Genomic DNA, 24,962 nt, shown 5'->3' with positions numbered 1-24,962 from the left:
GGCCGGTTCTTGACGGGAGCGGCCGCCACAGGCGTGTTCGGAACGGTCGGTGGGACTCACGCGGGCTGACCGGCGCGGAGCCGGGCCAGCAGTCCGGCGCCGTCGACGGGCGCGGGCTCGGAGGGGCCCCGCTGCTGTCGCTCGCGTTCGGCGAGGCGGCACTGCGGGCAGTCCCCTGCCGCGAAAGCGGGGTGGTGCTCGCACATGTCGGGCGCGGGACGGTCCGAGCGCGGCCGGGGAACCGTCGGCTGCGGCGCCTCGGGGTAGGTCAGCGCCTCCTCCAGGACCTTCCAGGACGGCTTCGTCCGTCCCATCCACTCGGCCACCCGGCACAGGTGGTCCAGGTCGGCGCCGACGGCCAGGAGCCCGGCGGCCTCGGCGGTGATGAGCGCCGCGCGCTTGGGCAGGAACGGGTGACCCCCGGCCTTCATCCCCTTCGACCAGGCGTCGACCACGGCCGTCGCGGCCGCGACGTCGGCGGGCGCGACGCCCCCGCCGCCCTGCGCCGTCTTCGGCATCCGCTTCTTCGGCGCGCTCTTGGCGGGCGGCGGGGAAGCGGCCTTCCGGGCCTTCCCGCCCGCCGGCGCGGCGGTCTTCACCACCCGGGGCCTGGGCGCGGCCGCCGGGGCGGCGGGCCTCGCCTCCGGCTGCTCGGGCGCGGCCGCCGCGGTGCTCCTCGGCCGGGCGGGCTCCTGGTAGACCTCGTCCCCGACACGGATGTGGACCGGCGGCTGCGGCGGGTTCGTCCTCCAGTCCGGGGTGTAGGCGTCGAGCTTGTCCCAGACGTTGCGCCAGCCCTCGTACTTCTCCGGCGGCAGGTTGTTGACCTGGAACTTCCGCAACGAGTTCTGGATGCCGCCCTTGCCCGTCGAGGTCACCAGCCGCTCCCCTTCGGGATTCACCACCAGGTCGAACTGGGCGAGCAGCCGCAGCGCGTCCTTGACCATGGTGATGCTGGCGGGCTTGTCGTTCACGCCGGGCAGCAGCCAGCAAAGCTGATCCAGCGACATCCGGCGCAGGCCGCCCTTCTCCCGCCGGCGGGCCGTCTCGGTGACCATCGAGCGCAGCAGCAGGTACAGGTGCAGCGCGGTCCGCGTGATGCCGGGCAGCAGCAGGATCCAGTCCCGGACCTGGGTGAAGGTCCAGTAGTCGGTGATGTCACCGACGATCTCGATCTCCTCGTCGAGCTCGTCCGTCGGGTCGAGGTCGTCGTACTCCAGGGTCTCGTTGTTCATCGGGCCACCGCCTCGGCGGCCGGAGCGGGCACGTCGTTCGTAATCGTCACCCGGGCGTTGTACGCACCGAAGCGGACACCCTCATCGGGGCAGGTCACAGGGGCCTTGCGGCAGGTCGTCATCATCACGGCGTCTTCGTACGCGGCCGGGACGGCTAGTGTCGCGGGCTCCGCGGAGACGGACCGGAGGAGGGGGCGGTGCATGAGGTGCGATCTCTCCCAATCGGGGTAGAGAGCCGCACGTCGACAGGTCTGCGACCGGGTAACTAGTCAGGCCGGGGCCGGTGCTGCGAAAAGACAGCTCGTCCGGTTACCCTGGCGACTGGTGACCGGGCCCCGAGGGGTCGGGAGCCCGGCGTTACCGCCGACGTACGACTCAGGGACTGTGGCTTGCTAGGGCCGGTGGACTGAGTCAGATGTGGTGATCGAGAGCCGCTCCTGTTGGCGCAGGGGCGGCTCTCGGCATTACGGGGCGCGTTCGTTCATGACGGACATCTTGGAGTCCTTCCCTCGATTTCCGAAAACCGGGATGAGCTGGTACGTCACCTGGGCGTCTCCGGCGATCATGCCGGAGGGCGTCGTGCTGTTGTACCGGCCTTTCGGCGCGAGTACTCCCCGATCCCGTTCTCCGGGAGAGAACTTGCCGAGGGGTCCCGCCACGCGGGCAGTACGGGCCGACGGCGGCGTGTCGCCGTGTCCCTCTGGCCCCCTACTGGCGGGCGCGCGTAGCCTGCACACCGCAGGCACCTCCTCTACCAAGGTGCTGATCGCGGCGCCGACCACCACAACCGGCGAGCGCGACCGACAGGCCCCCGAGGGGGCCTGTTCGTGTTTCGCGGACATCTTCCCCCTCCGGGCGGTTTCGTAGGGTCAGCTCGCCGATTCCGGCGAGTCGACGATGCTGTTCGTGTCCACCAGGAGCGGCGGGAGCTCGGGGTGGGCGCGTACGGCAGCCGGACGCTGAGCCATCCACCCTGAGAGCCGGTGTTCCGGCGCCTCGGTGCGGACGTGCCGGAATCCTTCGCGCAGGTAGTAGTCCTGGAGCTTTAGGTTGCTGCGCCAGCAGTCGAGCCGGACCCAGGGCAGGCCCCGTTCTCGCGCGACGGAGCCGACCCAGTCGAGGATCCGGCCTCCGAGTTGAAGGCCGGCCGCCTGGCGGGCGGTGATGAGCTTGGCGACGTACACGGCGGTCTCCGGGGCGTCGAACGCCTTCCAGAAGTCGGTGTCGGCGCGGGCGAGGGTGACGGTGCCGAGCACCTCTTTGCCGTCCCCCTCGACCACCCAGGTACGGCCTGCGGCGATGTCCTCCTGCCACTTGGCAAGGGCACGGTCGCGGAAGCCGGGGCTGCGCCACTGGTCGACGCCGGCGCGGGCGAGCCACCCCTCCGCCTCGATGCGGAGCTTCATCAGCGCGGCCGCGTCCTCGGTGGAGGCGCGCCGAATGATCATCTGGGTCATAGTCAGACGTCCATCTCGTAGACGAGGGTGTTGAGGTGGCTGGGCGCCACCGTGACCATCACCCGTACCGGTTTGCCGTCGGCGCCGAAGCCGATGCGCGTGTGCCGAATGACAGGTGTGCCGACGTCCTCGGAGAGCTCGAGGCGCTTGGCCTCGTCCGGGGTCGCGGGCGGCCACGCCCTGATCTCGTCGCGCAAGGAGACCTGCGGGTGCCCGATGAAGGCGAGGACGCCGCCGGGCCTGGTCACGTCGTCTTCGACCATCAAGTCGGTGTCCAGGGCGATGGCCGTGGGGAACCAACTGTCGGCGATTTGAAACGGCTCCCCGTCGACGCGGCGGACACGGCGCCGAGCCACCACGTAGGTTCCCGGTTCGATCTGGAGCCAGCGAGCCACGCTCACAGGGGCGGGCTCGACCGATACAAGCGGTTTGTCCTGAGTGGCGGTACGGCCCTGTTCCTCGGCGGTGACCTTCCAGTCGTCTCGCCCGACGGCTGGGTCATCCCGGCGACTTCCGCGTTCGAACTGGTGGAGGTTCCACTCCAGGGGCTGGGTGGACCGGACGAAGACCCCCTTGCCCTGCCGGGCCTCCACCTGGCCGCCGGCCTTAAGCAGGGAGACGACGCGGTAGATGGTCTTCTCGCTGACTCCGTACTGGCTGGCCAGGTCGCGGGTGCTGGGGAGCTGCTGACCAGGCTGCAGGTCCCCGGAGGCGATGCGGCTCTCCAGGTCGGCCGCGATGTCGCGAATCGGCGGTGACTTCATCCTCGGTGGCATGCCCGGCAGGTTAGCCCAACTTCGAGTCCGAAGTCAGGACGCATGTTCACCACTTCGGACCTGAAGTTGCATCAACTTGTGTATTGACCTGCAACAACCCATCTATAGAGCCACTCTGACGGCCCATCGAATCTCATAACTTCGTGTCCGAAGTTGTTGACGACCTTGTTTCGGTGGGTCTACGGTCAGTGCCGTGCCAGCTTCGGACACGAAGTTGGACAGGGGATTTCGATCTCCTGTGCCTTGGCACAGCCATGCCGAAAGACGGCGTCACCGGACCTCCTCGGAGCTGTACCGAGCCCGGTGTCCCGAGAAGAACTCCACAGAGAGCTATGAGGAACAGCGCAACCCTTTTCGCTGGTCAAAGGCCGTTTGAAGTGCCAGCGAGAGGTACGTCCAGACAGATTCGGCCCGGCGCATGCCCGTACGGATGTGCCGTGGCCGTGGCCGTCTGGCCGCGAACCACCATCCCGCCCGAATGGGCGCGGCCCCGGATCAGGTGCTCGAACACCCCCGGGGCCACTTCGGAATCCAGCTCACGCAAGGAGTGGACCCGCAATGATCAGTATCCCCAACCCGGCCGCCGGCACCCTCGCCGCCGCCCTCAAGCTCCGCGACGACGCGTCGCAGATCCTCGGCATCGACGTCGACCTGGTCCTCGGTCCGCCCGTCGGGATCGAGGGCGCCGCCGCCCGCCGGGCCCGCGAGGACGCCCTCGCCGACATGGTGACGACCGGCTTCGTGTCCTTCGAGGCCGTCGGCACCCGCGCCCAGGCCGTCCGTGAGCAGATGCGCGAGCTCGGCGAGCTGGAGCACGAGGCCGGTCTCGTCGAGATCGACCTCGGGGCGGTGGCCTGATGACGAACACCACCCGCGAGCTCCTGGAGCACGTCCTGGAGCGCGTCAGCTCCAACCCCGACGAGTGGAGCGACCGCGACACCGAGACGATCACCCGGCTGCGCACGGCCGCCGAGTGGGAGGAGTCGGCCGAGCAGGTCGCCTCCGTCCGGACCGGCGGGTGGCCGCTGTGAGCCGCACCGCCTACGCCTTACGCGACCTGCTGCGGGCCGGACTCGACGTCACGGCCCGGATGCCCTCGCCGATGCTCCTCCTCCTGGTGCCGCTGCTCGCGCTGCTGGCCTACGGCTCCGGGACGGTCCTCCTCGACGCGCTGACCGCCCTGGTCACCGCCGTCGCCCAGGTCACCCGCTTCCTGTTCTGGATCGGCGCGCTCGCCGTGACGGTCAGGCTGCTGCACCGCCTGCTTCTCCAGCACCTGCACACCGCCCCGCCCGCCGCCCCCTCCGAGAACGGAGAGCCCGCATGATCCGGATCGTCCGTACCGAACACCTCCAGGCCCTGCAGTCGGGCGTGGCGATGGCCTCCGTCCTGGAGGACGACCTGGAGAAGGCCGAGGTCGTCATCGAGGCGTACAAGAAGGGCGCCGCCGGCGAGGCGGCCCTGCGCCGGAAGCTGGTCGGCGAGGTCCGCGACCTCCAGGTCGAGCTGACGGCCGCCGAGACGCTCAGCGCCGACCTCGCCCGCCTGGTCGAGCTGCTGCTCGGCGCGGTGAAGATCGCGACCGACGCCGCCGACGCCCCGCTCAGCGTGGTCGTTCACAAGGGCAGGGTGCAGAGCACCCACCGCGATCTGGCCTCCGCGAAGGCGTCCACCCCGTTCGGGAACTCCGGCTGGCTGCAGGGGGAGAACCCCGACCCGCTCGGCTGGAGGATCAGCACGGCCGTCCTGCCGCCGCTGCCCGTCCCGGCCAGCGCGGGCGAGATCGAGGACCTGCTGGAGCGCGTGGAGCGCCCGGCCCTGGAGCAGCTCACCGAGGCGACCCGCCTCCAGGAGCTGACCGAGGAGCTGGAGCGGGTCCGCTCCCAGCGCGACACGGCGATCAAGGACACCGAGACCGCCGCGGCCGCGCTGACCGCCGAGTCCCTCACCCTCGCCTTCCACCGCGCGGCGGTGACCGAGGCGGCCACCGCGGTCGCCCTGGCGCTGTCCGGCAAGAACCCCCGCGCCAGCGTGCGCGAGGTCTCCGCCCTGCTGCTGCGCCACGCCACCGTGCTCGGCATCGACCCCCACGGCACCGACACCGGCGCCGACCCCGAGAAGAAGGGAGCGGCCCTGTGACCGTGCCGCTGATCACCGTCCGCAACGGCGTCGGTCCGGACTGGACCGCCGCCGACTACGACTCCCTGCTCGTCCTGACCGAGCTCGGCGTCTCCCGCCCGGCCGCCCGCGTCACCCGCGCCCGCCGGGGCCGGCCGCTGCGCCGCGCGGTCCGCGCGATGCTCCGCACCGTGCTGACCACGACCGGCCCCGTCCCGCTGCGGGCCACCGGAAGGGGGCTCGCCCGATGACCGCCGCCCCGGAGGAGAAGCCCGCGACGTCGTGGGCGGAGCAGTCCGCGGCCGCCGAGAAGATCCGCACCGAGACCGACCTCGCCCGCCTCCAGGCGGAGGAGGAGCGGCGCCGGCGCGAGCAGCTCGACGCCCCCGAGATCGCCAAGGCCCAGGCCAGGGCCGAGGCCATCGCGCGCAAGGCCCAGGAGGAGGCGGAGGAGGCCGAGCAGGCCCGCCTGGAGCGCCGCGCCGCCGAGCGGGCCGAGCAGAAGAGGAAGGCCGAGCTCAAGCTCCGCGAGGAGCGCGCCACCAAGGCCGTCAACATCGGCGTGGTCGCCGCGCTGCTCGTCGCCCTGCCCCTGCAACTGCGGGCGTTCTGGAACCCGGACCGGCCGTGGGAGGTCGTGGTCCCGTTCGTGCTGGAGGGCCTGGCCTGGGTCTTCATCCGGCAGGCGGAGGCCGCGATCGTTGCCCGCCGGATGGTGTGGCACTACCTCGCCGGGGTGTTCGCCTGCTCGGCGTTCGCCGCCACGGTCAACATCCTCGACGGCGTCCTGCACCCCGAGATCGGCCCGATCTTCGGCGTGGTCGGCGGCGTCTGCTCGCTGGCCGGCCCCGGCATCAAGGTCATCCATGAGTTCGGCGCCCGCGACAAGCAGGCCAAGGCCACCCGCGCCGAGCGCAAGCTCGCCGAGGCCGAGGCCAAGCGCGCCGAAGCCGAGGCCCAGGCCCGCGAGGCCGAGCTGGAGCACAAGCGCAAGGTCGAGGCGGAGCGCCGCGAGGAACAGCGCGCCGCCGTTGAGACTCAGAAGGCCGCCGAAGCGAAGCGCCTGGCGGACCAGGACGAGCAGCGCAAGACCACCTACCCGCAGGTGTGGGAGCGGTACGAGGCGGTCCTCGCCGCGAACCCGCTCGGCTCGATCTCCCGCGACCGGGCGTGGACCGACGCGCAGCGCGCCGCCGCCCACCCGGTGGTGTGGGACCGGTACACGATGCTCGTCACCGCCGCCCCCACGAGCGTGAAGCCGGCGGAGCTGTGGCCCGCCGCGTGGCGGTCGGTCTACGCCCTGCCGGTCGGCCAGACCCCCGAGACGCTCCGCGCCGAACTCTCCGCGCGGGCGGCCGTCGACGAGGTCCTCGCCGAGGCCGACTACACCTCCGAGAAGGCCGCCGTCGACGACCTGCTGAGCCACCTGTTCGGCGGCGACGACGACGACCCGAGCGGCATCCGCAAGGGCGGTCGTGGCGGCCCGGGCGGAAGCCCTGCACCCCTTGGGGGTAAAGGGCAGGGCGGGCCTCGCAGCGACGACGAGAGGCCGTTGGAAGAGGCCGACCTCGACGCGGTGCGGGCCCTCGCCGACGAGCTCGGCAGCGCCGCCAAGCTGAGCGCGTCGAACGTGCGCAAGCGGGTCGGCTGCCGACCCGCCTACGCGATCCGACTGCGCGACGCGGTGAAGGCGGAGCGGGGGATCGACCCGTGACCGAGATCCCCTCCGTGCTCGTCGGCACCGTCTACGAGGCGGCCGTCGCGCGCAGCGACCGGTACTGCGAGTGCGACCTCGACGAGTCCGGGAACTGCGGGCTCGCCGAGGTCGACAAGCCGCGCTGGCACAAGTCCGGCAAGCGCTGCCGGGAGCGGGGCGAGTACCGCGCCCCGCTCCTGGTGGCCCCGCGCGACCCGGAGGTCTCCGACCGGGAGGCGATCACCCTCCCCCTCGACGAGGTGATCGTCCTGTGCCGGGCCTGCTACATCCGGCGCCGCAAGAAGACCGACCAGGAGCGCGCCGCCCGCCGCGAGGCGGCCCTCCTGGCCGAGGAGAACACCCTCTTCAACACGTCAGACCTGTTGACCCCAACAGGGTTAACAGGCCCCGAGCAGCGCGAAGCGGCCTGACCCGTACGCGCTCCATCCCGGAAGGCACCCGGCCCATGCAGCACTCCACCCGCGAGCGCCTGATCTACGCCGCCCGCGCCACCGCCGCCTACCTCGTCACCGTCGTCCACGCGCTGATCACGCTGGCGGCGGCGCTGGCCGCCGGCACCTACACCTGGCAGCACGGCCACACCCTGCCGTTCGACACCACCGCGACCGCCGCGCTGAACGGCGCCGTCGCCGTCGGCGTGCTCGTCGCCGGAGCGCTCGGCACCGTCCCCGAGGCCCTGGTCCTGCGGCTGCGCTACGCCGTCTGGGGCCGCCCCCTGGCCCACTGCCCCACCTGCGGCGGGCTCGCCGAGCCGCCCGCCGAGGACACGACCTCGAAGGAGACGGTGCAGTGAGCTCGAAGACGACCTCCCGCCGGGCGCCCTGGCGCCTGGCCCTCCTGGTCCCGGCCGCCGCCTACCTCACCATCTGGCGCGGCGTCCCCGGCATCACCCCGATGCTGACCTTCACCTGGCTCCAGGCCCTGCTGGGCGGGGCCGGGGTCATCGTCGCCGGGCTCTACGGCCCGCAGGTCCTGGCGGCCACGGCCAAGGCCCAGAAGGAGTCCGCCGCCCGCCGCAGGGTCCGCGACGAGCAGAAGGCCCTCAAGAAGAAGGCGGCGAAGGCCGACGACCAGCTCCGCCGGAAGTACGACAAGTAGAACCGCCGGCGAATCGCGGGGCCCGCAGCTTGCCCGGCCCGGGCCCCGCCCCTCCACCCCCTGACTTCACCAGCGAGCGAGGAGCTCCAGCATGACGGACATCTCCCCCGAGCCCGCCGCCGGCGGCCCCGGCGACGGCATCCCCGACGACCTCTCCGCCCTGTTCGACGACCCCGCCGTCCGCGACCGCCTGGAGAAGGAGGCCCGCGACGCGGTACGCGGCACCCGGGCCGGGATGGCGGACGCCACCACCGGCACCCCCCGCGACCTCCCCGCCCCGCTTTCCGCCCCGGAGGCCGGCGGCCTTGTCTTCGACGACGAGGACGAGGACCAGGAGCACGGCGCCGTCCCCGTGCCCCGCACCCCGGCCGAGGTCCAGCGCACCTGGCGCGACGCCTTCCCGGCGGGCACCTTCGACTCCGCCGCGTGGGCCCACCGCAAGAAGGTGGCCCTGCACAAGATGGCGTGGCACGCCGGACACACCCACGTCTACATGTGGCAGATGACCCGGCTGTCCGGCCTCGGCCTGAGCGCCGGCGCCCGCGACGCCTGGCACTACTACTCCGCCCAGGAGTACGGGCAGATGGTCGACACGGCCCGCCGCAAGAACATGGCCCCCGACATGCTCGCCGCCCTGCGCGAGGAGCGCCTGGAGACCGCCCGGGCCCGGCGCCGCGAACCGGTCCTCGTCACCGCGACCACCGGGGTGTTCACCGTCATCGCGGCCGCCGTTGCCGTCGCCCAGGTCTACGGCCTGCTCGCCGCCTCCCCGGCCGCCATGCTCACCCTGGGCATCCTCTCCGCCCTCGGGCTGCGCGAGCACCGCCGCCGCAACCCCGACGAGCCCCTGGCCGCCGCGTTTGCCATCGAGTCCGCCTCGACGGCCGACCACGCCCCGCTCACCGACGACCTGCTCAACCGGGTGCTGCGCATCGCGAAGGTGTTCACCAAGGACGAGCACGCCATCACCCTGCTGGAGCCGATCCGCCCGGCCGAGATCAATGGGATCGAGGCCAAGTTCAAACTCCCCGACGACATCCAGGTCTCCGCGCTGCTGGCGAAGAAGGAGGCGATCGCGGGCGCCCTGGACATCGAGGGGCACTGGCTCGACATCAAGCAGGACGGCTCCCCCACCCGGGTCTCGTTTTGGTACTGCACCTCCGACCCGTTCGGCGAGCCCCGCACCTCTCCGCTGGTCGAGAAGCCCGAGCGCCAGGACGTGTGGAACCGGGGAATCCTGATCGGGTTCAACCGGCGCAACCTGCCGGTCTACCTGAAGCTGCGGCACGTCATGGCGCTGCTGGGCGGCATGTCGCGCACCGGCAAGGGCATGCTGCTGCGCAACTTGATCGTCGGCCTCGGCCTCGACCCGCGCTGCAACGTGCGCCTGGTCGCCGGCGCCAAGCCCGGCGAGCACCGCGGCTACGCCCCGATCTGCAGCACGTTCTTCGGCAGGCGCCCGGACCGGCTGATCGACCTCCTGGAGGGCTTCCTCAAGGAGGCGTACCGCCGCGAGGCCGTCCTGGAGGAGCAGGGCCGGGCGAAGTTCGGCGAGAAGGACCTCGACGAGTTCCCCCTGGAACTCCTCATCATCGACGAGTACAAGCAGTACGCGGCCTCGTCGATGCGGATTCCCGACCCGAGCGACGACGAGGGAAAGCGGACCTTCAAGGCGTGCGACCGCATCGCCGAGCTCCTTGAGGAGATCGCCGCCTTCGCGGCCGCGCTGAACATGACGGTGCTCATCTCCACCCAGGACCCGGACGCGGGCACCGTGCCGCGCGGCTACAAGTCGAACACCGGGGCCAGGGCGGCCACCCGTACCGGCGGCGCCGTGCAGACCAACGCGATTTTGAAGGACGGCGCGACCGGCGCGGGCCTGCGGGCCCACGAGATCCCCGAATCCCTCAAGGGCGGTGCCATCGTCGACATCGACGGCGCCCCCGGCGAACTCATCCGCTCCTATTTCATCGAGGACGAGGAATTCGACGGGGCGGCCGACCTGATCGAGGCCGGTCTTTTCCTCCGGGAGGAGCTGGGAAGGGCCCCGGGCCAGTTCGTCGACCGGATCGAGGAGTACCTGGTCGCCGTCACCGGGGAGTCGTCCCTCGCGGGCGGCCCGACCGGCTCCGGCCGCCCCGGCCGCCCGGCCGCCACGGCCGGCGCCCGCGTCGAGCTGGGGATCCTGGAGCTGATCCTCGACGCGTTCGAGGACGGCGCCGACCGCATCCAGATGGCGGCCGTCCGCGCCCACCTCGCCGACCACAGCCGACTGCGCTGGGGCCAGCAGGAGGACGAGACCGAGGCCGCCTACACCGCCCGCGTCGGCAAGGAGCTCGCCGCCGCCATCGAGGAGGCCCTGGAGGGCACCGGCGTGGAGCTCACGCCCAAGTCCGGCATGCGCTTCGGCAAGGGCCCCGACGGGCGCGAGATCAAGGGCGCCGGCTTCCACCGCAGCCACGTCGAGGCCGCCGTCGAGGCCGCCCGTAATGCCCGCAAATGACCCCCAGGGCGACACCTAGGGCGCCTGCCATAAGCGCAGGTCAGACCCTGTGTCGCCCCCCGGGGCGGCGCCCCGGCACCCCCGGGCGCCGCCCCGGGGTCCACCTCCTCGCCCCAGGGTCCGCCCCATGCCCTGACCTGCGGTTATGCCGCCCGCCCCGGGGCCCGCCCCGGGCCCCAAACCCACACAAAACGATCACCGGAGAAGAGAGGCCGATCATGCGCTCCGCCGACCGCCACACCCCCTTCACCGCCCCGACCGAGAGGATCACCGCCGTGCGTGACTCCACCGTCGACCCGGCCACCGCCGAGAGCGTCCGCCAGCTCCTGGAGGGCGCCCGCCTCGTCGAGTCCGCCTTCACGACCACCCCGGACGCGACCACCGCCCCGGCCGCCCCCACCGTGCCGGTCCCGCCGCCCGGCTACACCCTCAAGACCATCCACCGCACCGCCCCGGACGGCTCCAGCACCGTCGAGTACGAGATCGTCCCCCTCGCCCCGCTCACCCCCGCCGCCGTCCCGGCCGCAGCGGCGAAGAAGGCCGGCGGGCCCCGGATCCTGCCCGCGTGGCTCACCACCAACGCCGCCAAGCTCAAGGCGGCCGCCTACCTCGCCGGGGGCGGCGCCCTCACCGCCGGCATCGCCCTCTACGGCCCGGCCGTCGGCGCGGGCATCGGCGCCGCCGCCGCGGGCCTGTGGGCCTTCACCCTGACCGCCCTCAAGGTCATCGGGGTCTTCCTCGGCGGCCTGCTCGTCCTGCGCGTGCTGTGCGGCGGCGGCAAGGACAAGAAGCCGCGGACGGGCACCTTCGAGGGCACCCTCTCCGGCACCTGGAAGCAGGACTGATGGCCCGGCCGCAGCAGATCGTCTTCAAGGGCCGCCCCGCCTTCGGCGGGCACTGGGTCGACTGCCCCAGCACTCCGCACCTCCCCGCCAAGGTGATCACCCTGCACATCACCCCGGCCGGGGTGATGGGGACGTGCGGGAAGAAGCACCCGGTCGAGAACGACCAGGGGCAGCGGATGGGAGGAACGGCCGAGTGCCTCTTCCCGGTGAAGCAGGTGACCAAGGAAGAACTCGAGGCGCTGGCCGCACCGGGCCGGACCGGACGGGTGCGCGGCAAGCTCCCCACGGGCAAGGGCGTCGACGCGCAGATCATCTCCTTCGGGACCGGGACCGGCGCCGGAGCCGGAGCCGGTAAGGGCCCGGGGGGCAAGGGCGGCGCCGCCCAGGCGTTCGGCGCCGCCAGCAAGGGCAAGGGGGCCGCCACGGCTCCGGCCCGGGTGCCGCGCGGCGGCGGGGGAGCGGCGACCGCCTTCTTCAACGCCCTGGCCGCCACCGCCGGCGCCGCCGGGCAGATCGCCGGATCCGCCGCCAGCATCGTCGGCTCCGCCGCCGACCTCGGCAAGGAAGGCGTCGGCCTGGCCCGCGACGGCGTACGCGAAGCCGGGGCGTACGGCTCCCGCCGCCACGAGCGCAAGATGCGCAAGGACTCCAGCTCCGACAGCGAGTAGCCGACCACGGAAAACCAGTTCAACCGCCATTGGGCCTGTTAGCCCTAACAGGCCCAATGGCGCCCCGCCCCAGACCAGGAGGAAGAGATGTTCAACGCCGGAGACGAGGTCAGGTTCCTCGCGTGCGAGGACGACCCGCGCGCGATCGGGAAGACCGGCCGGATCCTCGACGAGGTACCCCCGGGCCCGCTCACCGACTACCGGTGGACCGTCGACCAGATCAGCATCTTCATCGCCCCGGTCCTCGTCCACGCCCACGAGATCCAGAAGACCGGGAGGACGCGATGAGGACGCGACTGCCCTGGATGAGCCTGCGCGACCGCCGCCGCTGGCGCGGCGCGACAACCCTCGCCGAGGTCGGCGAGCTGATGGCCCTGTGGCTGGAGGGCACCCTCGCCTCCCGCCCCGGCTACGCCCCCCGCTACGGGCCCGACGAGGAGACCGCGCACCTGGTCCCGACCCTCGCCGCCGCCTGCCGCGCGGGCCTGATCACCACCGTCTCCCAGCCCGGCCTGGCCGGGACCGGCGCCGACGGACTGTGGTGGGAGCAGCGCGCCGCGGTCACCGGCCTGGTCACCGACTACGCCTTCCTCGGCCGCCTCTACAAGGAGGCCGTGGCCGAGGGTCTGGTCGTCCTCGTCAACGACCACGCCCTCGACATCCACTCCGAGCCCTACGTCGTCACCACCCGCGACGGCGAGCCCTACACCGCGTTCGGCGGACCGGTTCCCGCCGAGGACCTGGCCGCCGAGTGGCAGGGCCTGCACCCCGGCCTCACCGACCTCGCGGTGCGCGGCTACCACCTGACGATCGCGGCGCCCGAGTGGGGCGCGGCCGGCGAACGGCTCTGGCCGCTCCTCGACCGCCTCACCGGCCTGCGCCCCCAGAACGCCGACGGCCCCTGGGCCACCGCCTGACCCTCCCCGGCCGCGCGCCGGCCCCGCGCCCGCCCGGCCCGACCGGGCGGGCGCTCCGCCTCTCCCCCCCCGTATCCGAAGGAGGCTGCCGTGCAGCTCTCGCTCTCCGTCGTCCTGCTCCTGGCCCTCGTGCTCGCCCTCCTCATCCGCGCGGGCCACCTCAAGTGGCACACCGCCCTGGTCGCCGCCCTGTTCGGCTTCTTCCTCGCGGGCACGACGGTGGCCCCCTCGATCCACAACGGGATCGACGGGGTCACCCAGACCGTCTCGCAGATCAACCCGTGAAGCTCCGCATCCGCCGGCGGACGCCGCCGTCGCACTGGTGCCCCCAGTGCGACGGCGACGACATCCTGTGGCAGGAGCAGAACGACGGCGGACGGGTGTGGTGGTGCGCCGACTGCGCACACGAGTGGGGCCACCCCACGGCCCGCCCGCTCCCCCGGCGGCCCGTCGCCCGTCCCATCCGGCCGACCTCCATCGACCCCTACGACTGACCTGGAACCCTCAAGGCCGCCCCCGACCCCGGGGGCGGCCTTTCGCATGTCATGACCTGTCGACCCTGTTGGGTCTAACAGGTCTTCCCTGACCTGAAAGCAAACCCGCTGTTGGCCAACTCTGTATTGACATAGCCAACTCTGAGTTGGCATTGTAGGGGCGTGGGCAGCGGCCCGCACCCACTGAGAGAAGGAGACGCATCCATGGCGCAGCCCAACCCCCTGCCGCAGGGCCCGGCCCTCGAGGAGCTGCTCGCCCGCCGCGCGGCCGCCGTCGACGCCCGCCTCCAGCAGGCCCGTACGGAGACCGTCGGCGAGATCACCCGCACCGACAGCAAGGCGGCCGCCTTACTCGCCGCCTTCGGCCTCCCGCTGGCCGTGCTCGTCGCCGCCCTCCCCGGCCGCGACCTGTCCGCCGGCACCGCCGTCCTCATCGGCCTCGGCGCCCTCGGCCTGGTCACGGCGATGCTCGTCGTCCTGCTGGCCGTCCGCCCCCGCCTCACCCGTGGCGCCCGCGGCTCGTACCTGCACTGGGCGGCCTGCACGCCCGAACAGGTCCGCGCCGACCTCTCCGTCGACCGCAACGCCGAGCAGGTCGTCCGGCTGTCCCAGATCGCCCAGGCGAAGTACCGGGCGCTCAAGGTGGCCATCGACATCACCGCCGGCGCGCTCGTCGTCCTGCTGCTCGCCCTGGCCGTCGCCCTCGTCTGACGGACCGCCCGGACGGACGGTCACCGGCTACCCACCACGCGCCGACCGTCCGGGCCCGCCCGGCCCGCTCCAACCCGGAGCAGGGGGCAGCCCCATCGTCCCTCACACCCGAGACGGAGCCCGATCACCATGTCCCCCACCCGACCCGACACCCCCGAATCCACCGCCGCCAAGGAGCGTCTCGACGAGGCCGCCACCGCCCGCGACAAGGCCATCGACGCCGCCCTGCGGGCCTACTGGGGCACGGTCGCCGCCGAGATCAAGGCGAGGAACCTGACCCAGGCCGCCGCCGCCGAGCACCTCGACTTCAGCCGCGAGCACGTCCGCAAGCAGATCAAGCGGTACACCGACTGACCCCCGGAAGCCGGGCGGGGCGGCCGGAATCCGGCCGGATGCCCAGCCGCCCCGCCCTCCCCGTCCAGAGCAGAACCGAGGAGTGAGCACCATCATGAACCCGACCACCGCGGACGCCGTCGCCTCCATCCGCCTCGGCCTGACCGCGCTGCGCGAGCAGGCCCTGGGCGACAGCGCCGACCATCAGGACCAGGCCGACGTCCTCACCGCCCTGTACGACGACCGCGACCGCGCGGGCAGCGTCCTCGGCATGGTCTCCGACTTGCTGTCCGCCCTGGGCGAGCGGGTCGACGAGCAGGGCGCCGAGGCCGCCGCCGAAGACCTCCATGAGGCGGCCGGGCACGTCCAGGACTCCGCCGGGACGCAGATCCAGCGGGCCCTCGACGCGCTCGCCGGGGACCCCGGCCGGTGAAGAGGGCCACCGCGCCCCCGCCCGGCTGCTGCCACGTCTGGTACTGCCGGCGCTGCCGCAAGGCGTGCCAGGTCGTGCCCGAGGGGGCCGTCGAGACCGGCTGCACCTGCACCACCCCCGTCCCGCAGATGGCGCCGACGGTCCTCTCGCTCCCCGACCCCGAGCCCCCCGCGCGGCCCCGCCTTCAGCTCTTGGACGAGGACGAGGCCCGCCACCGGGCCCTCGCCCGCCCCGGCCGCCGCGTGCGCATCGCCTTCGAGGCGACCGTCCGCACGGCGTGGCTCGCCCCCGGCCCGGACGGACAGCAGCGCATCACGCTCGTGGTCACCGACGAGAGCGGCGCCCTGCACACCATCGACACCCGGCTCGCCGGCACCCGCCTCGACCCCGTTCCGACCGAGGAAGACCACCAGTGACCACCACCGACAAGACGACGCCCCACCCCACCCGAGAGGAAGAGATGACCATCCCCGCCGCATTACGTTGCTGGTCGGCGAGCTGGCCGGAGTACAGGCCGACGGACGTCACGCCGCCCGAACTCCTGCCCGCGGCCCTGGACCGGGAGGTGCCCGGCTGGGCCGAGGCCGCCGCGACGCCCGCCGACGTACCGGACTGGGCCCGGCGACAGAACGACGCGCTCGTGCCGTTCGAGCTGGACGCACGGGGCTGGCCTCTGCACCCGCACGGCCGCACCGGCCACACCGGCCGGAACCTGGGCCGGTGGGGCGAGAACGCCGCCGCCGACCCGATCGTGGTCGCGGGCACCGGCCAGGACCGCCGGGTCCTGCTGATCACCCGGGACGACATCCACCAGGAGGCGATCCCCGGCGGCATGGTCGACCCGGGCGAGACCGCCCCGGCCGCACTCGTCCGCGAGCTGCGCGAGGAGACCGGCGTGGACCTGGCCGGCCACCGCCCGGTCATCCTCGGCCGCGACATCGTCGACGACTGGCGCACCTCGGACCACGCCTGGGTCGCCTCCACCAGCGCGCTCTACCTGCTGCCCGCCACCGTGACCGCCGTCGCCGCCGACGACGCCCTCGACGCCAACTGGTGGCCGTTCACCTCCCTCGGCCAGCTCGACGCCGCGATCACCGCCGCCGGACGCACCCTCTACGCCGCGCACCGCCCCCTGCTGCAGCGCGCCCTGGACCACCTCGCCAGGTAGGAAGCGCAGCCGACACCCGGACTGCCGAAACGACCAAGGCCAGGAACAGTCAGACCCGTTAGACCCAACAGCTCCAACAGGAAGGACACGGTCGCCGTGACCACCGACACCGCCAGCAGCAGCACCCTCCTTGAGAAGATCGCCCACCACCTCGCCGGCCCCGGGATCTGGTACGGCCCCAGCGGCGAGAAGGTGACCGGCGAGGCCGTCGCCGCGCACCTCCAGGCCGCCGCCGCCCTCATGGAACGAGAGGGCTGGGACCCCCAGCTCTACACCCGGGAAAGCCGCCGCAGCCTGTACTACGCCCTCGACAGCACCCGGGACGACGGCCAGGGCGACGAGGACACCGAGCGCGTCGCCGAGCGGGTCGTCGAAGCCGTCCTCACCGCGGCGACCGGCGCCCCCTACGTCCGCTACGAGGCGTGGAACCACCACGCCACCCGCACCCTCGCCGAGGTCCTGCAGGTCTGCCAGGCCGCCGCCTCCGTCGCCCGCCACTACGGCCCCGGCCCCGCCACGACCTCCCCGCAGATCGAACCCGGTCAGAACCGCTAGACCCAACACCCCTGCGGGTGCCCGTCGGCCGGAACCCGCCCGCACCGTCACACCCGCACGACACGATGAGCCCGGGGCTGCCGAAACCGGCCCCGGGCTCACCGAGAGGATTGCTCATGACCGACACCAGCGCCACCACCGACGGCCCCGCCTACACCACCGAGGCGTACGCCGCCGTCGAGAAGGCGGCCAAGGGACGCCGCGACCTGTACGTGCCCAGCGTCCTGGAGCACGCCGCCGAACTTCTCACCGCCCTGTGGGCCGCCGGCGAGCAGCACGGCGTCACCCCCGGCGACTGGGACTGGAGCACCAGCCTCGGCGCCGCCGCGCTCGACGTCGTCTCCCGGCAGTACGAGCACCCCAAGCCCGAGCGCCACCACCAGGAGCTCAACACGCTCGTCCGTCACCTCCTGGACGCCCTCACCTCCGAGGAGATCGGACTGACGGCCACCCTCCTCTCCTACCCCGGCGTTCTCGTCGAGCGCGGCCCCCAGACCCCGCACGGCGGCTACCACGGCGATGCCGACGTCGAGATCCGCATCTACAGCGACGGCGGCTGGACGTTCTCCTTCGCCGCAGAAGGCGCGTCCGTCGTCTCGATCATCGCCCCGGCCTCCCAGGCCGGCGCCTCCCAGGTCGCCGAGATCGTCCGGGCCTTCGTGCGCGGCGAACTCGCCAACCCCTTCCTCCGCTGACCCTGACCGCCACAACCCGGCGGGGCCGCCGAAGCCGGCCCCGCTCCTCCAAGGAGCCCTTCGTGACCACCTGGCCCGGCACCACCCTCGTCCGCGTCGCGGACGACTACGACCGCGAGAAGAGCGACTCCGGCGCCCCGCTCGACTCCCGCTTCGGCCGCTACCTCGCCCAGCGCCTGGACGACCTGTGGGAGGAGGACCGCAACGACCCCAAGGCGTTCCTCGTCTGGGCCTGGCACGTCGCCACCCCGCCGATCATGTCCCCCGGCTACGTCCGCATCCGTCCCGACCTCGGCGCCGTCCGGCTCGTCAAGTCGCAGTACGACGGCCGCCTCCTGCTCCACATCGAGACCCCCGTCCAGCACGGGCAGCTCGCCCCCGAGGTCCGCCCTCCCCACGCCGTACGCGACTGGGAGCCCGACCACGAGTACTACTCCAGCGGCTTCGAAGCCCTGTACGCCCCCGAGGACGAGTCCCGTCCCGCCCTGCTGCTCTCCGCGACCCTGCGTCTGCCGGCGGACGACTGGAAGCTGCATGAGCCCGCCGGGAAGTGGCCGGTCGAGGAGCTGCTGATCGACGACGCCAAGCAGGCGATCGCCGTCGCGGTGAAGCAGATCAACGCCACCGCCGGCCACCAGATCGCCAAGCTCGTCGGCAGCAAGGGCGGCCACTGGTGAGCGGCCTGTCCGATCCGGCGGACCTGTCCCACGCCATGCTCGTCGCCGTCCTGATGCGCCACGGCGGCTCCATCGACCTGCCCGTCGACATGTTCGAGACCGACGTCCTGGGCGACGGCCACGGCGCCCACCACGCCGTACAGCTCGCCCCGCTCGACGACGGCACCGTCCGCCTGTCCGTCGTCGCCCGCCCGGTGACGACGCCGGGATCGAGGTACGCGACCAGTGACTCCCGGCCGTGTCCGAGTAGGACACTCGAACCACCGACCCAAGGAGGGGCAGTGACCGCACAACCCGACCACCACAACGTCGTACCGCCGATGCGCACACTTGCCGAGCTGCGCGCCGCGCTCGGAGTCTGGGGATTCCCCGACGACCTCCAGCGCTTCGAGCAGGAGCTGGCGAACGCGGACCTGGACGACCTCACCCGTGTCCGCGAGATCACCCAGGCGTACCGGCACCGCGTGATCCTGCGGTGTGACCCGGAGGCGATGGCGGCCCTGATGCGCAGCACTGAGGACGTCGCTTTCGAGCTGGGCCAGAAGATGGCCGAGGGGAAGAGCCGGTGACCCACGCGTTCTACAGCGACGCCGCCGAGAAGATCCTGCGAGGCGACCTCGGCGTCAGCGAGCGGACGGCCGTCATGTCGGTGCGGGCCTCCCTCGAGGAGGACCCGACCCCCGACCATGCCCGCGGGCTGCCGGACGCCGACCCCGACTCGGAGTCGTACGCTATCGACCTGCTCCCCGAGCAGACCGGCGGACGCGGAATCACCATCGTCTACCGCCACCACCGAGACCTGGACGCCGTGCTGATCCTCTGGCTCATCGCCGGCCCCTGACCCCCCACCGAAGCGACCCCCGGCAGGGAAAGTGCCGGGGGTCGCTTCATGTCCAGAGTAGGACCGGCACCACCCGCCAAGACCATCCCGTTCGCGTCTCGCCTCATTCCGGAGAGGAACCCATGCCATCTGCCTACATCGGCAGCACGGTGTACGCCGCGCTCCAGATCTGCCACCCGTACCTCGGCGTCCTGCCCGACTGGATCAAGAAGTCCGGCGCGCCCGCGCGCTACGCCATGGACGCCCGTCTCGTCGCCGCCGCACGCACCGAGGAGGAGGCGGAACTCCTCGCCGACCTCGTCGCCCACGCGTGGTGGGAGTGCATCCAGGACGGCGACCCGGACCCTTTCAGCAAGCCCCTCGCCACCGCGTGCGAGGCGTACCTCAACCCTCCGCCGCATCCACCGGCCACCGCTTCGGCGACACCCCGATCCGACCCGGACGGCGGCCGCGGCCGCCCCCGCTCCGGCACCGGAAATCCGTGAGCACACCACCGCACACCACCCCCCGAAACCCCCGACCGCCCTCACGGCGGCCGGGGGTTTTTCTCGTTCGGGGACCGGTCCCCCGCGCCGAAACGTGACGCCCCGGACGGGGGCGGTCCCCCTGACGAGCGGTCACGGGGACCGTCCCCGGAACACCGGGCGGGGTACCGCGCGACCACGAGACCGCACCGACCTGCGGGTAAAGCAAACGCAAAGTACGGGACCGCTTCGAGTGCTCGGAAGTCGTCGCCGGGGACCGTGAACCGGCTCGGCGGCGGTCCCCCCGCCGGTCCAGGATCGGAACCCGGACCGGTCCGAGATCGGTCCAGGTTCGGGACCCGGACCGGTCCGAGATCGGTCCAGGTTCGGGACCCGGACCGGTCCGAGATCGGTCCAGGATCGGAACCCGGACCGGTCCGGAAGTGCCCCGACCGCCCCTGGTGCCGATCACCGTGCGTCCGGGTCCGCCCGGCAGCCTGTCCGCGAATCGCGGACAAGCTGCCCGGGTGTCCCGCAGTTGGCAGACCCGTTCGCGAACCCGTTGATAGACCTCCTGGCAGACCCGGATCACGACCCCCCGATGTCCGGACCGGTTCAGACGAGGCCGTCTTTTCGGCAGCCGCCGATCTAGAGCTACTGTCAAAGCCCCCTGTGGATGGGCTGACTGCTCACCTACAGGTTCAAGATCAGACAAGACCTAGGCACAAAGGGACCTCCCCCCTGCGGGGGAGGTCCGGCACGGCCGGGCCGAACAGCGCACAAGCGCACAAGCGGGGAGGGCGGCCGGATGGCCTGGCTGACGAAGATCACGGCGGACGCGCAGGTCGAGTACCGGCTGCGCGAGCAGGCCGGATGCGGTGTCGTCACGGCCGACGCCACGGAGACCCTCGTCCTGGAGGACGGGGCGGATGCCGCCGTCGACTACCGGCTGCGCCCGGAAGGCGACGGCCACCTGGTGTGGGTCGGCAGCGGCATGGCCACCTTCGGCTACGCGGCGGGCCAGCGCCTGGACGACGAGGCGAAGGACGCCGCGCGCCGGATCATGAACGGCTGCCACCCCGCCACCGGCGCCCGGCTGCTCGCCTCGACCGCCTCGGTGCGCGTCCATCCCGACGCGAAGCTGACGGTGGCGAGGTTGACCGAGGCGATCGACGCGCTGGCCGCCGAGCGGGGCGTCGAGCCGGCCGACCTCCTGACGGGCAAACCGAAACAGCAGAAGCAGCTCGCCACCCAGCAGCGGATGGTCAACCGGTTCGGCGAGGGACAGCGCCTCCAGGTTGGCACGCTGCACAAGCTCGCCCGCGCGGTCGGCCTCGACCTCGCCGACGTCTACGGCACCGAGGCGGTCGAACGGGCGCGGGCGAGCAAGGACAAACGGATCGACACCCGTGTGCGCGGATGGGACCTCGTGCTCGATCTGCCGAAGTCCGACAGCACGCTGTCCGGCCTCATGGGCGACCTCGACGAGCACACGTTCCGCGACCTGGTGCAGCGCGCGAAGGACGACACCGTGCGCCAGGCCGAGCAGTGGATCGGCTACTCCGTCACCGGTGAGGACGGGGAGAAGGTGCGCATCGCGACCGGCGGTCTGCTCGGCTGGTCGGTGGAGCACCTTGCCGCACGTCCGGTGAAGGCCGGCGAGCCCGGCGACCCGCACCTGCACGTCCACGTCACGATCGCCAACATGGCGTTGTGCGAGGACGGCGAGTGGAGGGCCGTCGCCAACTCGGGGCAGGACTTCCACCGCCACGCCAAGGCCCTCGACGGGTACTTCAAGGCGCGCGTACGGGAGCTGACGTACGAGACGTTCGGCGTGCGCCGCGAGTACAACCCGGACACGCGCGCGTGGGAGATCCTTGGCGTTCCCGAGGAGCTGCGCGACACGTTCTCCCGCCGGCACATCGCACTCGACGAGCGGGTGGGCGAGGACGCCTCGCGGCAGGACCGGCAGCGCGTCGCCGACGAGACCCGCCGCGCGAAGGTCGACGCCGACGCGTCCGGGATGCGTTCGAGTTGGCGCACCCGCGCCGAGGCGGTCGTCGGCGACGTCGACGCGATGGTGGCCGCCGCCGCGCCCGGACCGCCCGACGGCGGCGGTGCGGGCATCGACGGCCCCGGCACCGGTCCGCGGCTGCCCGACCCTGGCGATCTCGCGCGGATCGTGTTCGACCCCGAGACCGGGCTGACGGCGTCCGAGAAGTCGTTCTCCCGCGCGCAGATGCTCGCCGCCGTGGCGACGGCGATGGAGTTCGGCATCGGCGGCGAGCCGGGCCTCCTGGACGAGCTGGCGGACCAGGTCCTCGCCGTCGAGGGGTACGCGGTGCGCCTGCCGCACGTCGGCTCCACCGTCATGTCCTCGATGGACCGCTACACCACCCGCGACATCCTCGACGCCGAGGAGATCGTCACCAGCCAGGCCCTGGCGCGGTTCGACGAGGGGGCGGTAAAGCTCACCGCCGAGCAGGCCGCGGCCGCCATGTCCGTCTTCGAGGTGGCCAACGGCTTCGCCCTGTCCGACGAACAGCGCGCCGCGATCGAGCGGACGCTGACCTCCGGGCACGGCATCGATGCCCACATCGGCGCGGCCGGCACCGGCAAGAGCACGCTCATGGAGGCGTGCCGGATCGCGTGGGACGCCACCGGCCACACCTACGCCGGCGCCACGGTGAGCGCCGTCGCCGCCAAGTCGCTGGACGACGCCTCCGGCATCCCGGCCCGCTCGATCGCCTCCTGGCTCCAGCAGATCCGCGACGGCCAGGGGCTCACCGGCATCGACGTCCTGGTCGTCGACGAGGCCACCATGTCCAACGACCGGCAGGCCGCCGCCCTCATGACGGAGGCGCAGCGCACCGGCACGAAGATCGTGGCGATCGGCGACCCGCAGCAGCTCCAGGCGATCGGCCCGGGCGGATGGTTCAAGGAGGTCCACCGGCTCGTCGGCGGCCTGGTGCTCACGGAGAACCGGCGGCAGCGCAACGACGCCGAGCGCGCCGCCCTGGAGGTGTGGCGCACCGGGGACCACGAGCAGGCCCTGCGCATCCTGGCCGACACCGGCAGGGTCCACGCCACCGAGAGCGCCATCGAGGCCCATACCCAAATTCTGACCACCTGGGGCGAGGTACGCACCCGCTGGAGCGACCCGCACGACCTGATCGAGTCGCTGACCGTGCTGGCCGCCAAGAACGCCGACGTGGACGTGCTGAACCTGGGGGCCCAGCAGATCCGCCGGCAGCGCGGCGAGCTCGGCGCCGAGCACCGGTTCGCCCTGTCCGGCGGCGCGGAGCTGAACCTGGCCGTCGGCGACCTGGTCCGCGTACGGCAGAACGACTACCGAAGCCGCCGCGGCGAGGGCCCCGACGTCCTCAACGGCTACCGCGCCCTGGTCACCGCGATCGACGAGGACCACCGCGTCGAGATCACCTGGCGCGACAAGAAGACCAGCGACACGGTGACCGCCTGGTACGAGCCGAAGGCGATCAGCTCCGGCGCCCTCTCCCTCGGCTATGCCATGACGGTCGCCGCGAGCCAGGGCCTCACCAGCGAGGTCAGCCTGCTCTACGGGCACGGCAGCAACGCGTTCGCGACCTACCCGGGCATCACCCGCGGCCGCGCCGAGAACCACCTCTGGCTCCCCCTGGCCGCCATCGAGGACGACGACACGCAGGCCCGTCTCGGCGAGGCCCGCACCGAGGTCGAACGCCTGCACCGCGCCGTCACCGCCTTCGCCAAGTTCCTCGGGCAGGACAAGGGGGACTCGATGATCTCCGACCTGCTGCGCGAACCGCCGGCCCCTGCCCGCGTGCCCGTCCAGGCCGTACGCGACGACGAAGCCGTCGCCCGTGCCCGCGAGGAGGTCGAGGCCGCCCTGCGGCGGGTCCGGGCGGCCACCGCCGTCTCCCCCGGCCACGGGCACGCGGCGTACGAGCAGGCACAGCGGCTCGCCGCCGAGGAAACCCCCGTGCGCACCGAGGCGCCGGACGGTCCTGCCGTGGACCTCCGGCCCGCCGACGAGGATGCCGCGCAAGAGCGGACCGACCACCTCACGCGCCTGGCGGAGAGCCAGCGGCAGCGCGAGATCGCGGCCATGCCGTCGTGGCAGACCCGGCCCTACGGCAAGCGCTCCGACGCCGGCCTGGCCCACCTCGTCAGCATCTCCCGCGATGCGGCCTACTACGCCGAAGGGTCGGCGCAGGCGGCGCAGGAGAAGGCGCGCGTCCTCGAGGAGCGTCTCGACCAGGAGCGGCAGGCCGGGCAGACCCGGGGGCAGGCGTTCGTCGCCGAGGCCGCGACGCTGCTGCAGCAGGCGGAGGAGAAGGCCCAGGAAGCCACGCAGGCCGTCGCCCGCTCCCTCATCGCCGAGGCAGAGGCCGGCAAGCGCCGCGCGCACCTGCGTGACTACCTGGAGCCGAAGAAGGACCTGAGCCGGTGGGAGCGGCTGCGGGCCGGTGTCACCAAGAAGGAGATCGCGGCGGACATCGCCCACGTCACCGCCGAGCGGGCGGCGTGGGACACCGAGGCGAGTGATGCCCGCATCGCGGCCCGCGACGCCCGGACGGCGGCGTGGGAGATGATCCGCAACAGCCAGTTCGCCGGGTACTTCCGCGACGTCGGCATCAAGAACTCCGCCCCGAACGACGTCGCCACCGTCACCGAGCGGCTCACCGCGATGCGCGAGCAACTGCCCGACATTGAACAGCACATCGACCGGCGTGACGCCCAGACCCTGGCCCGGCTGCGGGGCGAGGTCACCCAGTACACCAAGGCGGCCGCCACGAGCAGGCAGACGGTCGTCACCGTCCAGGCCGAGCAGTCCCGCCGCGCTGTGATCGCGAAGAAGTACCCCGAGCTGCACGAGGTGGAGACCCGGGCCCGCCGGGCGCACCTGGCCGAGCAGAAGCGGACCGAGACCGCGCAGGCCCAAGCGCGCGTCCAGGAGTCCACCAGCCACCACTACCAGCCGCCGTCCCAGGGCCGAGGAGGGCCGTCCGCAGGCCGCCGGTAGACCTGTTGGACCCAACAGGGTCAGGTGAGGTTGACCAGGCATGACGAAGCCCCCAGCGGTGCTCTTGTATTGAGCGCCACCGGGGGCTTCGTCGTCACTCGGGCCTACGGGAAGGAAGGCACCAGGAGTCAGGTGGCGCCGGGTCAGGGCCGGACGTTCTTCTGCCAGTCCAGGGAGGAGCCGGTCAGCGCGGCCTCGGCGAGGGCCTTCGCGGAGGCCGTGGTGAGCGAGGCG

Annotated in this window: 31 protein-coding genes; 28 read left to right on the top strand and 3 right to left on the bottom strand. The window is 72.5% G+C overall.

Annotated elements, in window-relative coordinates; translation table 11 throughout:
• Window positions 1-56 precede the first annotated feature (56 nt).
• From ACIP5O_RS34520 to ACIP5O_RS34510, 3 genes are all read right to left on the bottom strand, one after another.
• The gene (locus ACIP5O_RS34520; RefSeq protein WP_401301069.1) at window positions 57-1,235 is read right to left on the bottom strand and encodes a hypothetical protein; all 1,179 of its coding nucleotides are present in this window, start codon (window positions 1,233-1,235) and stop codon (window positions 57-59) included.
• An 869-nt stretch (window positions 1,236-2,104) separates the two neighbouring features.
• On the bottom strand, window positions 2,105-2,692 hold the full coding sequence (locus ACIP5O_RS34515; protein ID WP_401301066.1) for a GNAT family N-acetyltransferase: 588 nt from the start codon (window positions 2,690-2,692) through the stop codon (window positions 2,105-2,107).
• A 2-nt stretch (window positions 2,693-2,694) separates the two neighbouring features.
• Window positions 2,695-3,468, bottom strand: coding sequence for a GntR family transcriptional regulator (locus tag ACIP5O_RS34510; RefSeq protein WP_401301063.1), 774 nt, complete (start codon window positions 3,466-3,468; stop codon window positions 2,695-2,697).
• Window positions 3,469-4,026: 558 nt separating this feature from the next.
• On the opposite strand from ACIP5O_RS34510, the gene ACIP5O_RS34505 reads away from it, so the two are divergent.
• From ACIP5O_RS34505 to mobF, 28 genes are all read left to right on the top strand, one after another.
• Window positions 4,027-4,326: a hypothetical protein gene (locus ACIP5O_RS34505; RefSeq protein ID WP_401301060.1), complete on the top strand. Its 300-nt coding sequence runs from the start codon at window positions 4,027-4,029 to the stop codon at window positions 4,324-4,326.
• The gene (locus tag ACIP5O_RS34500) at window positions 4,326-4,499 is read left to right on the top strand and encodes a hypothetical protein (RefSeq protein WP_401301057.1); all 174 of its coding nucleotides are present in this window, start codon (window positions 4,326-4,328) and stop codon (window positions 4,497-4,499) included. The genes ACIP5O_RS34505 and ACIP5O_RS34500 overlap by 1 nt, the downstream gene beginning before the upstream one ends.
• Window positions 4,496-4,795, top strand: coding sequence for a hypothetical protein (locus ACIP5O_RS34495; protein WP_401301054.1), 300 nt, complete (start codon window positions 4,496-4,498; stop codon window positions 4,793-4,795). The genes ACIP5O_RS34500 and ACIP5O_RS34495 overlap by 4 nt, the downstream gene beginning before the upstream one ends.
• Window positions 4,792-5,607, top strand: a complete 816-nt coding sequence (locus ACIP5O_RS34490; protein WP_401301051.1) for a hypothetical protein — start codon at window positions 4,792-4,794, stop codon at window positions 5,605-5,607. Before ACIP5O_RS34495 ends, ACIP5O_RS34490 begins: the two co-directional genes overlap by 4 nt.
• Window positions 5,604-5,837: a hypothetical protein gene (locus tag ACIP5O_RS34485; RefSeq protein ID WP_401301048.1), complete on the top strand. Its 234-nt coding sequence runs from the start codon at window positions 5,604-5,606 to the stop codon at window positions 5,835-5,837. Before ACIP5O_RS34490 ends, ACIP5O_RS34485 begins: the two co-directional genes overlap by 4 nt.
• A complete protein-coding gene (locus tag ACIP5O_RS34480) occupies window positions 5,834-7,300 on the top strand; it encodes a hypothetical protein (RefSeq protein ID WP_401301046.1) in 1,467 nt (488 codons plus the stop codon). The genes ACIP5O_RS34485 and ACIP5O_RS34480 overlap by 4 nt, the downstream gene beginning before the upstream one ends.
• Complete coding sequence (locus ACIP5O_RS34475) at window positions 7,297-7,713, top strand: hypothetical protein (RefSeq protein ID WP_401301044.1); 417 nt, start codon at window positions 7,297-7,299, stop codon at window positions 7,711-7,713. The genes ACIP5O_RS34480 and ACIP5O_RS34475 overlap by 4 nt, the downstream gene beginning before the upstream one ends.
• A 35-nt stretch (window positions 7,714-7,748) precedes the next feature.
• Window positions 7,749-8,096, top strand: coding sequence for a hypothetical protein (locus ACIP5O_RS34470; protein ID WP_401301041.1), 348 nt, complete (start codon window positions 7,749-7,751; stop codon window positions 8,094-8,096).
• The gene (locus tag ACIP5O_RS34465) at window positions 8,093-8,401 is read left to right on the top strand and encodes a hypothetical protein (RefSeq protein WP_401301039.1); all 309 of its coding nucleotides are present in this window, start codon (window positions 8,093-8,095) and stop codon (window positions 8,399-8,401) included. Before ACIP5O_RS34470 ends, ACIP5O_RS34465 begins: the two co-directional genes overlap by 4 nt.
• Before the next feature lie 91 nt (window positions 8,402-8,492).
• Complete coding sequence (locus ACIP5O_RS34460) at window positions 8,493-10,904, top strand: hypothetical protein (RefSeq protein WP_401301036.1); 2,412 nt, start codon at window positions 8,493-8,495, stop codon at window positions 10,902-10,904.
• A gap of 218 nt (window positions 10,905-11,122) precedes the next feature.
• Window positions 11,123-11,749 (top strand): hypothetical protein, encoded by a 627-nt coding sequence (locus ACIP5O_RS34455; protein ID WP_401301033.1) that lies wholly within the window; start codon window positions 11,123-11,125, stop codon window positions 11,747-11,749.
• On the top strand, window positions 11,749-12,417 hold the full coding sequence (locus ACIP5O_RS34450) for a hypothetical protein (protein WP_401301030.1): 669 nt from the start codon (window positions 11,749-11,751) through the stop codon (window positions 12,415-12,417). Before ACIP5O_RS34455 ends, ACIP5O_RS34450 begins: the two co-directional genes overlap by 1 nt.
• Window positions 12,418-12,504: 87 nt before the next feature.
• Window positions 12,505-12,705: a hypothetical protein gene (locus ACIP5O_RS34445; protein ID WP_401301027.1), complete on the top strand. Its 201-nt coding sequence runs from the start codon at window positions 12,505-12,507 to the stop codon at window positions 12,703-12,705.
• Entirely contained in the window at window positions 12,702-13,334 is a 633-nt protein-coding gene (locus tag ACIP5O_RS34440; protein WP_401301024.1) for a DUF6919 domain-containing protein, read from the top strand. Before ACIP5O_RS34445 ends, ACIP5O_RS34440 begins: the two co-directional genes overlap by 4 nt.
• Before the next feature lie 90 nt (window positions 13,335-13,424).
• Window positions 13,425-13,619, top strand: a complete 195-nt coding sequence (locus ACIP5O_RS34435) for a hypothetical protein (protein WP_401301021.1) — start codon at window positions 13,425-13,427, stop codon at window positions 13,617-13,619.
• Complete coding sequence (locus ACIP5O_RS34430; RefSeq protein ID WP_401301018.1) at window positions 13,616-13,828, top strand: hypothetical protein; 213 nt, start codon at window positions 13,616-13,618, stop codon at window positions 13,826-13,828. Before ACIP5O_RS34435 ends, ACIP5O_RS34430 begins: the two co-directional genes overlap by 4 nt.
• Window positions 13,829-14,032: 204 nt before the next feature.
• Entirely contained in the window at window positions 14,033-14,539 is a 507-nt protein-coding gene (locus tag ACIP5O_RS34425; protein WP_401301015.1) for a Pycsar system effector family protein, read from the top strand.
• Between the two features lie 129 nt (window positions 14,540-14,668).
• Window positions 14,669-14,893 (top strand): hypothetical protein, encoded by a 225-nt coding sequence (locus ACIP5O_RS34420; RefSeq protein WP_401301012.1) that lies wholly within the window; start codon window positions 14,669-14,671, stop codon window positions 14,891-14,893.
• Between the two features lie 94 nt (window positions 14,894-14,987).
• Entirely contained in the window at window positions 14,988-15,305 is a 318-nt protein-coding gene (locus tag ACIP5O_RS34415) for a hypothetical protein (protein ID WP_401301009.1), read from the top strand.
• Complete coding sequence (locus ACIP5O_RS34410) at window positions 15,302-15,721, top strand: hypothetical protein (RefSeq protein WP_401301007.1); 420 nt, start codon at window positions 15,302-15,304, stop codon at window positions 15,719-15,721. The genes ACIP5O_RS34415 and ACIP5O_RS34410 overlap by 4 nt, the downstream gene beginning before the upstream one ends.
• Window positions 15,718-16,473 carry an NUDIX domain-containing protein gene (locus ACIP5O_RS34405; protein WP_401301005.1) on the top strand — a complete coding sequence of 252 codons (756 nt, stop codon included), beginning with the start codon at window positions 15,718-15,720 and terminating at the stop codon, window positions 16,471-16,473. The genes ACIP5O_RS34410 and ACIP5O_RS34405 overlap by 4 nt, the downstream gene beginning before the upstream one ends.
• A gap of 96 nt (window positions 16,474-16,569) precedes the next feature.
• Window positions 16,570-17,028: a hypothetical protein gene (locus ACIP5O_RS34400; protein ID WP_401301002.1), complete on the top strand. Its 459-nt coding sequence runs from the start codon at window positions 16,570-16,572 to the stop codon at window positions 17,026-17,028.
• 116 nt (window positions 17,029-17,144) lie between these two features.
• Entirely contained in the window at window positions 17,145-17,723 is a 579-nt protein-coding gene (locus ACIP5O_RS34395) for a hypothetical protein (protein ID WP_401301000.1), read from the top strand.
• Between the two features lie 62 nt (window positions 17,724-17,785).
• A complete protein-coding gene (locus ACIP5O_RS34390; RefSeq protein ID WP_401300997.1) occupies window positions 17,786-18,400 on the top strand; it encodes a hypothetical protein in 615 nt (204 codons plus the stop codon).
• A complete protein-coding gene (locus ACIP5O_RS34385) occupies window positions 18,397-18,969 on the top strand; it encodes a hypothetical protein (protein ID WP_401300994.1) in 573 nt (190 codons plus the stop codon). The genes ACIP5O_RS34390 and ACIP5O_RS34385 overlap by 4 nt, the downstream gene beginning before the upstream one ends.
• Window positions 18,966-19,241, top strand: a complete 276-nt coding sequence (locus tag ACIP5O_RS34380) for a hypothetical protein (protein ID WP_401300991.1) — start codon at window positions 18,966-18,968, stop codon at window positions 19,239-19,241. Before ACIP5O_RS34385 ends, ACIP5O_RS34380 begins: the two co-directional genes overlap by 4 nt.
• Before the next feature lie 122 nt (window positions 19,242-19,363).
• Complete coding sequence (locus tag ACIP5O_RS34375; RefSeq protein WP_401300988.1) at window positions 19,364-19,726, top strand: hypothetical protein; 363 nt, start codon at window positions 19,364-19,366, stop codon at window positions 19,724-19,726.
• Between the two features lie 787 nt (window positions 19,727-20,513).
• Window positions 20,514-24,728, top strand: coding sequence for a MobF family relaxase (gene mobF, locus ACIP5O_RS34370; protein WP_401300987.1), 4,215 nt, complete (start codon window positions 20,514-20,516; stop codon window positions 24,726-24,728).
• Window positions 24,729-24,962: the final 234 nt, after the last annotated feature.

Origin of the sequence: Streptomyces sp. NPDC088915 (assembly GCF_044749825.1) — a bacterium.
GTDB lineage: Bacteria > Actinomycetota > Actinomycetes > Streptomycetales > Streptomycetaceae > Streptomyces.
The sequence above is the reverse complement of the archived record's forward strand: the minus strand, read 5'-3'. Positions and strand labels throughout refer to the sequence as shown.

What these genes read in the sequence shown, in the direction of transcription:
- ACIP5O_RS34520 (WP_401301069.1), bottom strand. Translation starts at nt 1,235, where the DNA reads ATGAACAACGAGACCCTGGAGTACGACGACCTCGACCCGACGGACGAG.
- ACIP5O_RS34515 (WP_401301066.1), bottom strand. Translation starts at nt 2,692, where the DNA reads ATGACCCAGATGATCATTCGGCGCGCCTCCACCGAGGACGCGGCCGCG.
- ACIP5O_RS34510 (WP_401301063.1), bottom strand. Translation starts at nt 3,468, where the DNA reads ATGCCACCGAGGATGAAGTCACCGCCGATTCGCGACATCGCGGCCGAC.
- ACIP5O_RS34505 (WP_401301060.1), top strand. Translation starts at nt 4,027, where the DNA reads ATGATCAGTATCCCCAACCCGGCCGCCGGCACCCTCGCCGCCGCCCTC.
- ACIP5O_RS34500 (WP_401301057.1), top strand. Translation starts at nt 4,326, where the DNA reads ATGACGAACACCACCCGCGAGCTCCTGGAGCACGTCCTGGAGCGCGTC.
- ACIP5O_RS34490 (WP_401301051.1), top strand. Translation starts at nt 4,792, where the DNA reads ATGATCCGGATCGTCCGTACCGAACACCTCCAGGCCCTGCAGTCGGGC.
- ACIP5O_RS34480 (WP_401301046.1), top strand. Translation starts at nt 5,834, where the DNA reads ATGACCGCCGCCCCGGAGGAGAAGCCCGCGACGTCGTGGGCGGAGCAG.
- ACIP5O_RS34470 (WP_401301041.1), top strand. Translation starts at nt 7,749, where the DNA reads ATGCAGCACTCCACCCGCGAGCGCCTGATCTACGCCGCCCGCGCCACC.
- ACIP5O_RS34460 (WP_401301036.1), top strand. Translation starts at nt 8,493, where the DNA reads ATGACGGACATCTCCCCCGAGCCCGCCGCCGGCGGCCCCGGCGACGGC.
- ACIP5O_RS34455 (WP_401301033.1), top strand. Translation starts at nt 11,123, where the DNA reads ATGCGCTCCGCCGACCGCCACACCCCCTTCACCGCCCCGACCGAGAGG.
- ACIP5O_RS34450 (WP_401301030.1), top strand. Translation starts at nt 11,749, where the DNA reads ATGGCCCGGCCGCAGCAGATCGTCTTCAAGGGCCGCCCCGCCTTCGGC.
- ACIP5O_RS34445 (WP_401301027.1), top strand. Translation starts at nt 12,505, where the DNA reads ATGTTCAACGCCGGAGACGAGGTCAGGTTCCTCGCGTGCGAGGACGAC.
- ACIP5O_RS34440 (WP_401301024.1), top strand. Translation starts at nt 12,702, where the DNA reads ATGAGGACGCGACTGCCCTGGATGAGCCTGCGCGACCGCCGCCGCTGG.
- ACIP5O_RS34425 (WP_401301015.1), top strand. Translation starts at nt 14,033, where the DNA reads ATGGCGCAGCCCAACCCCCTGCCGCAGGGCCCGGCCCTCGAGGAGCTG.
- ACIP5O_RS34420 (WP_401301012.1), top strand. Translation starts at nt 14,669, where the DNA reads ATGTCCCCCACCCGACCCGACACCCCCGAATCCACCGCCGCCAAGGAG.
- ACIP5O_RS34415 (WP_401301009.1), top strand. Translation starts at nt 14,988, where the DNA reads ATGAACCCGACCACCGCGGACGCCGTCGCCTCCATCCGCCTCGGCCTG.
- ACIP5O_RS34395 (WP_401301000.1), top strand. Translation starts at nt 17,145, where the DNA reads ATGACCGACACCAGCGCCACCACCGACGGCCCCGCCTACACCACCGAG.
- ACIP5O_RS34375 (WP_401300988.1), top strand. Translation starts at nt 19,364, where the DNA reads ATGCCATCTGCCTACATCGGCAGCACGGTGTACGCCGCGCTCCAGATC.
- mobF (WP_401300987.1), top strand. Translation starts at nt 20,514, where the DNA reads ATGGCCTGGCTGACGAAGATCACGGCGGACGCGCAGGTCGAGTACCGG.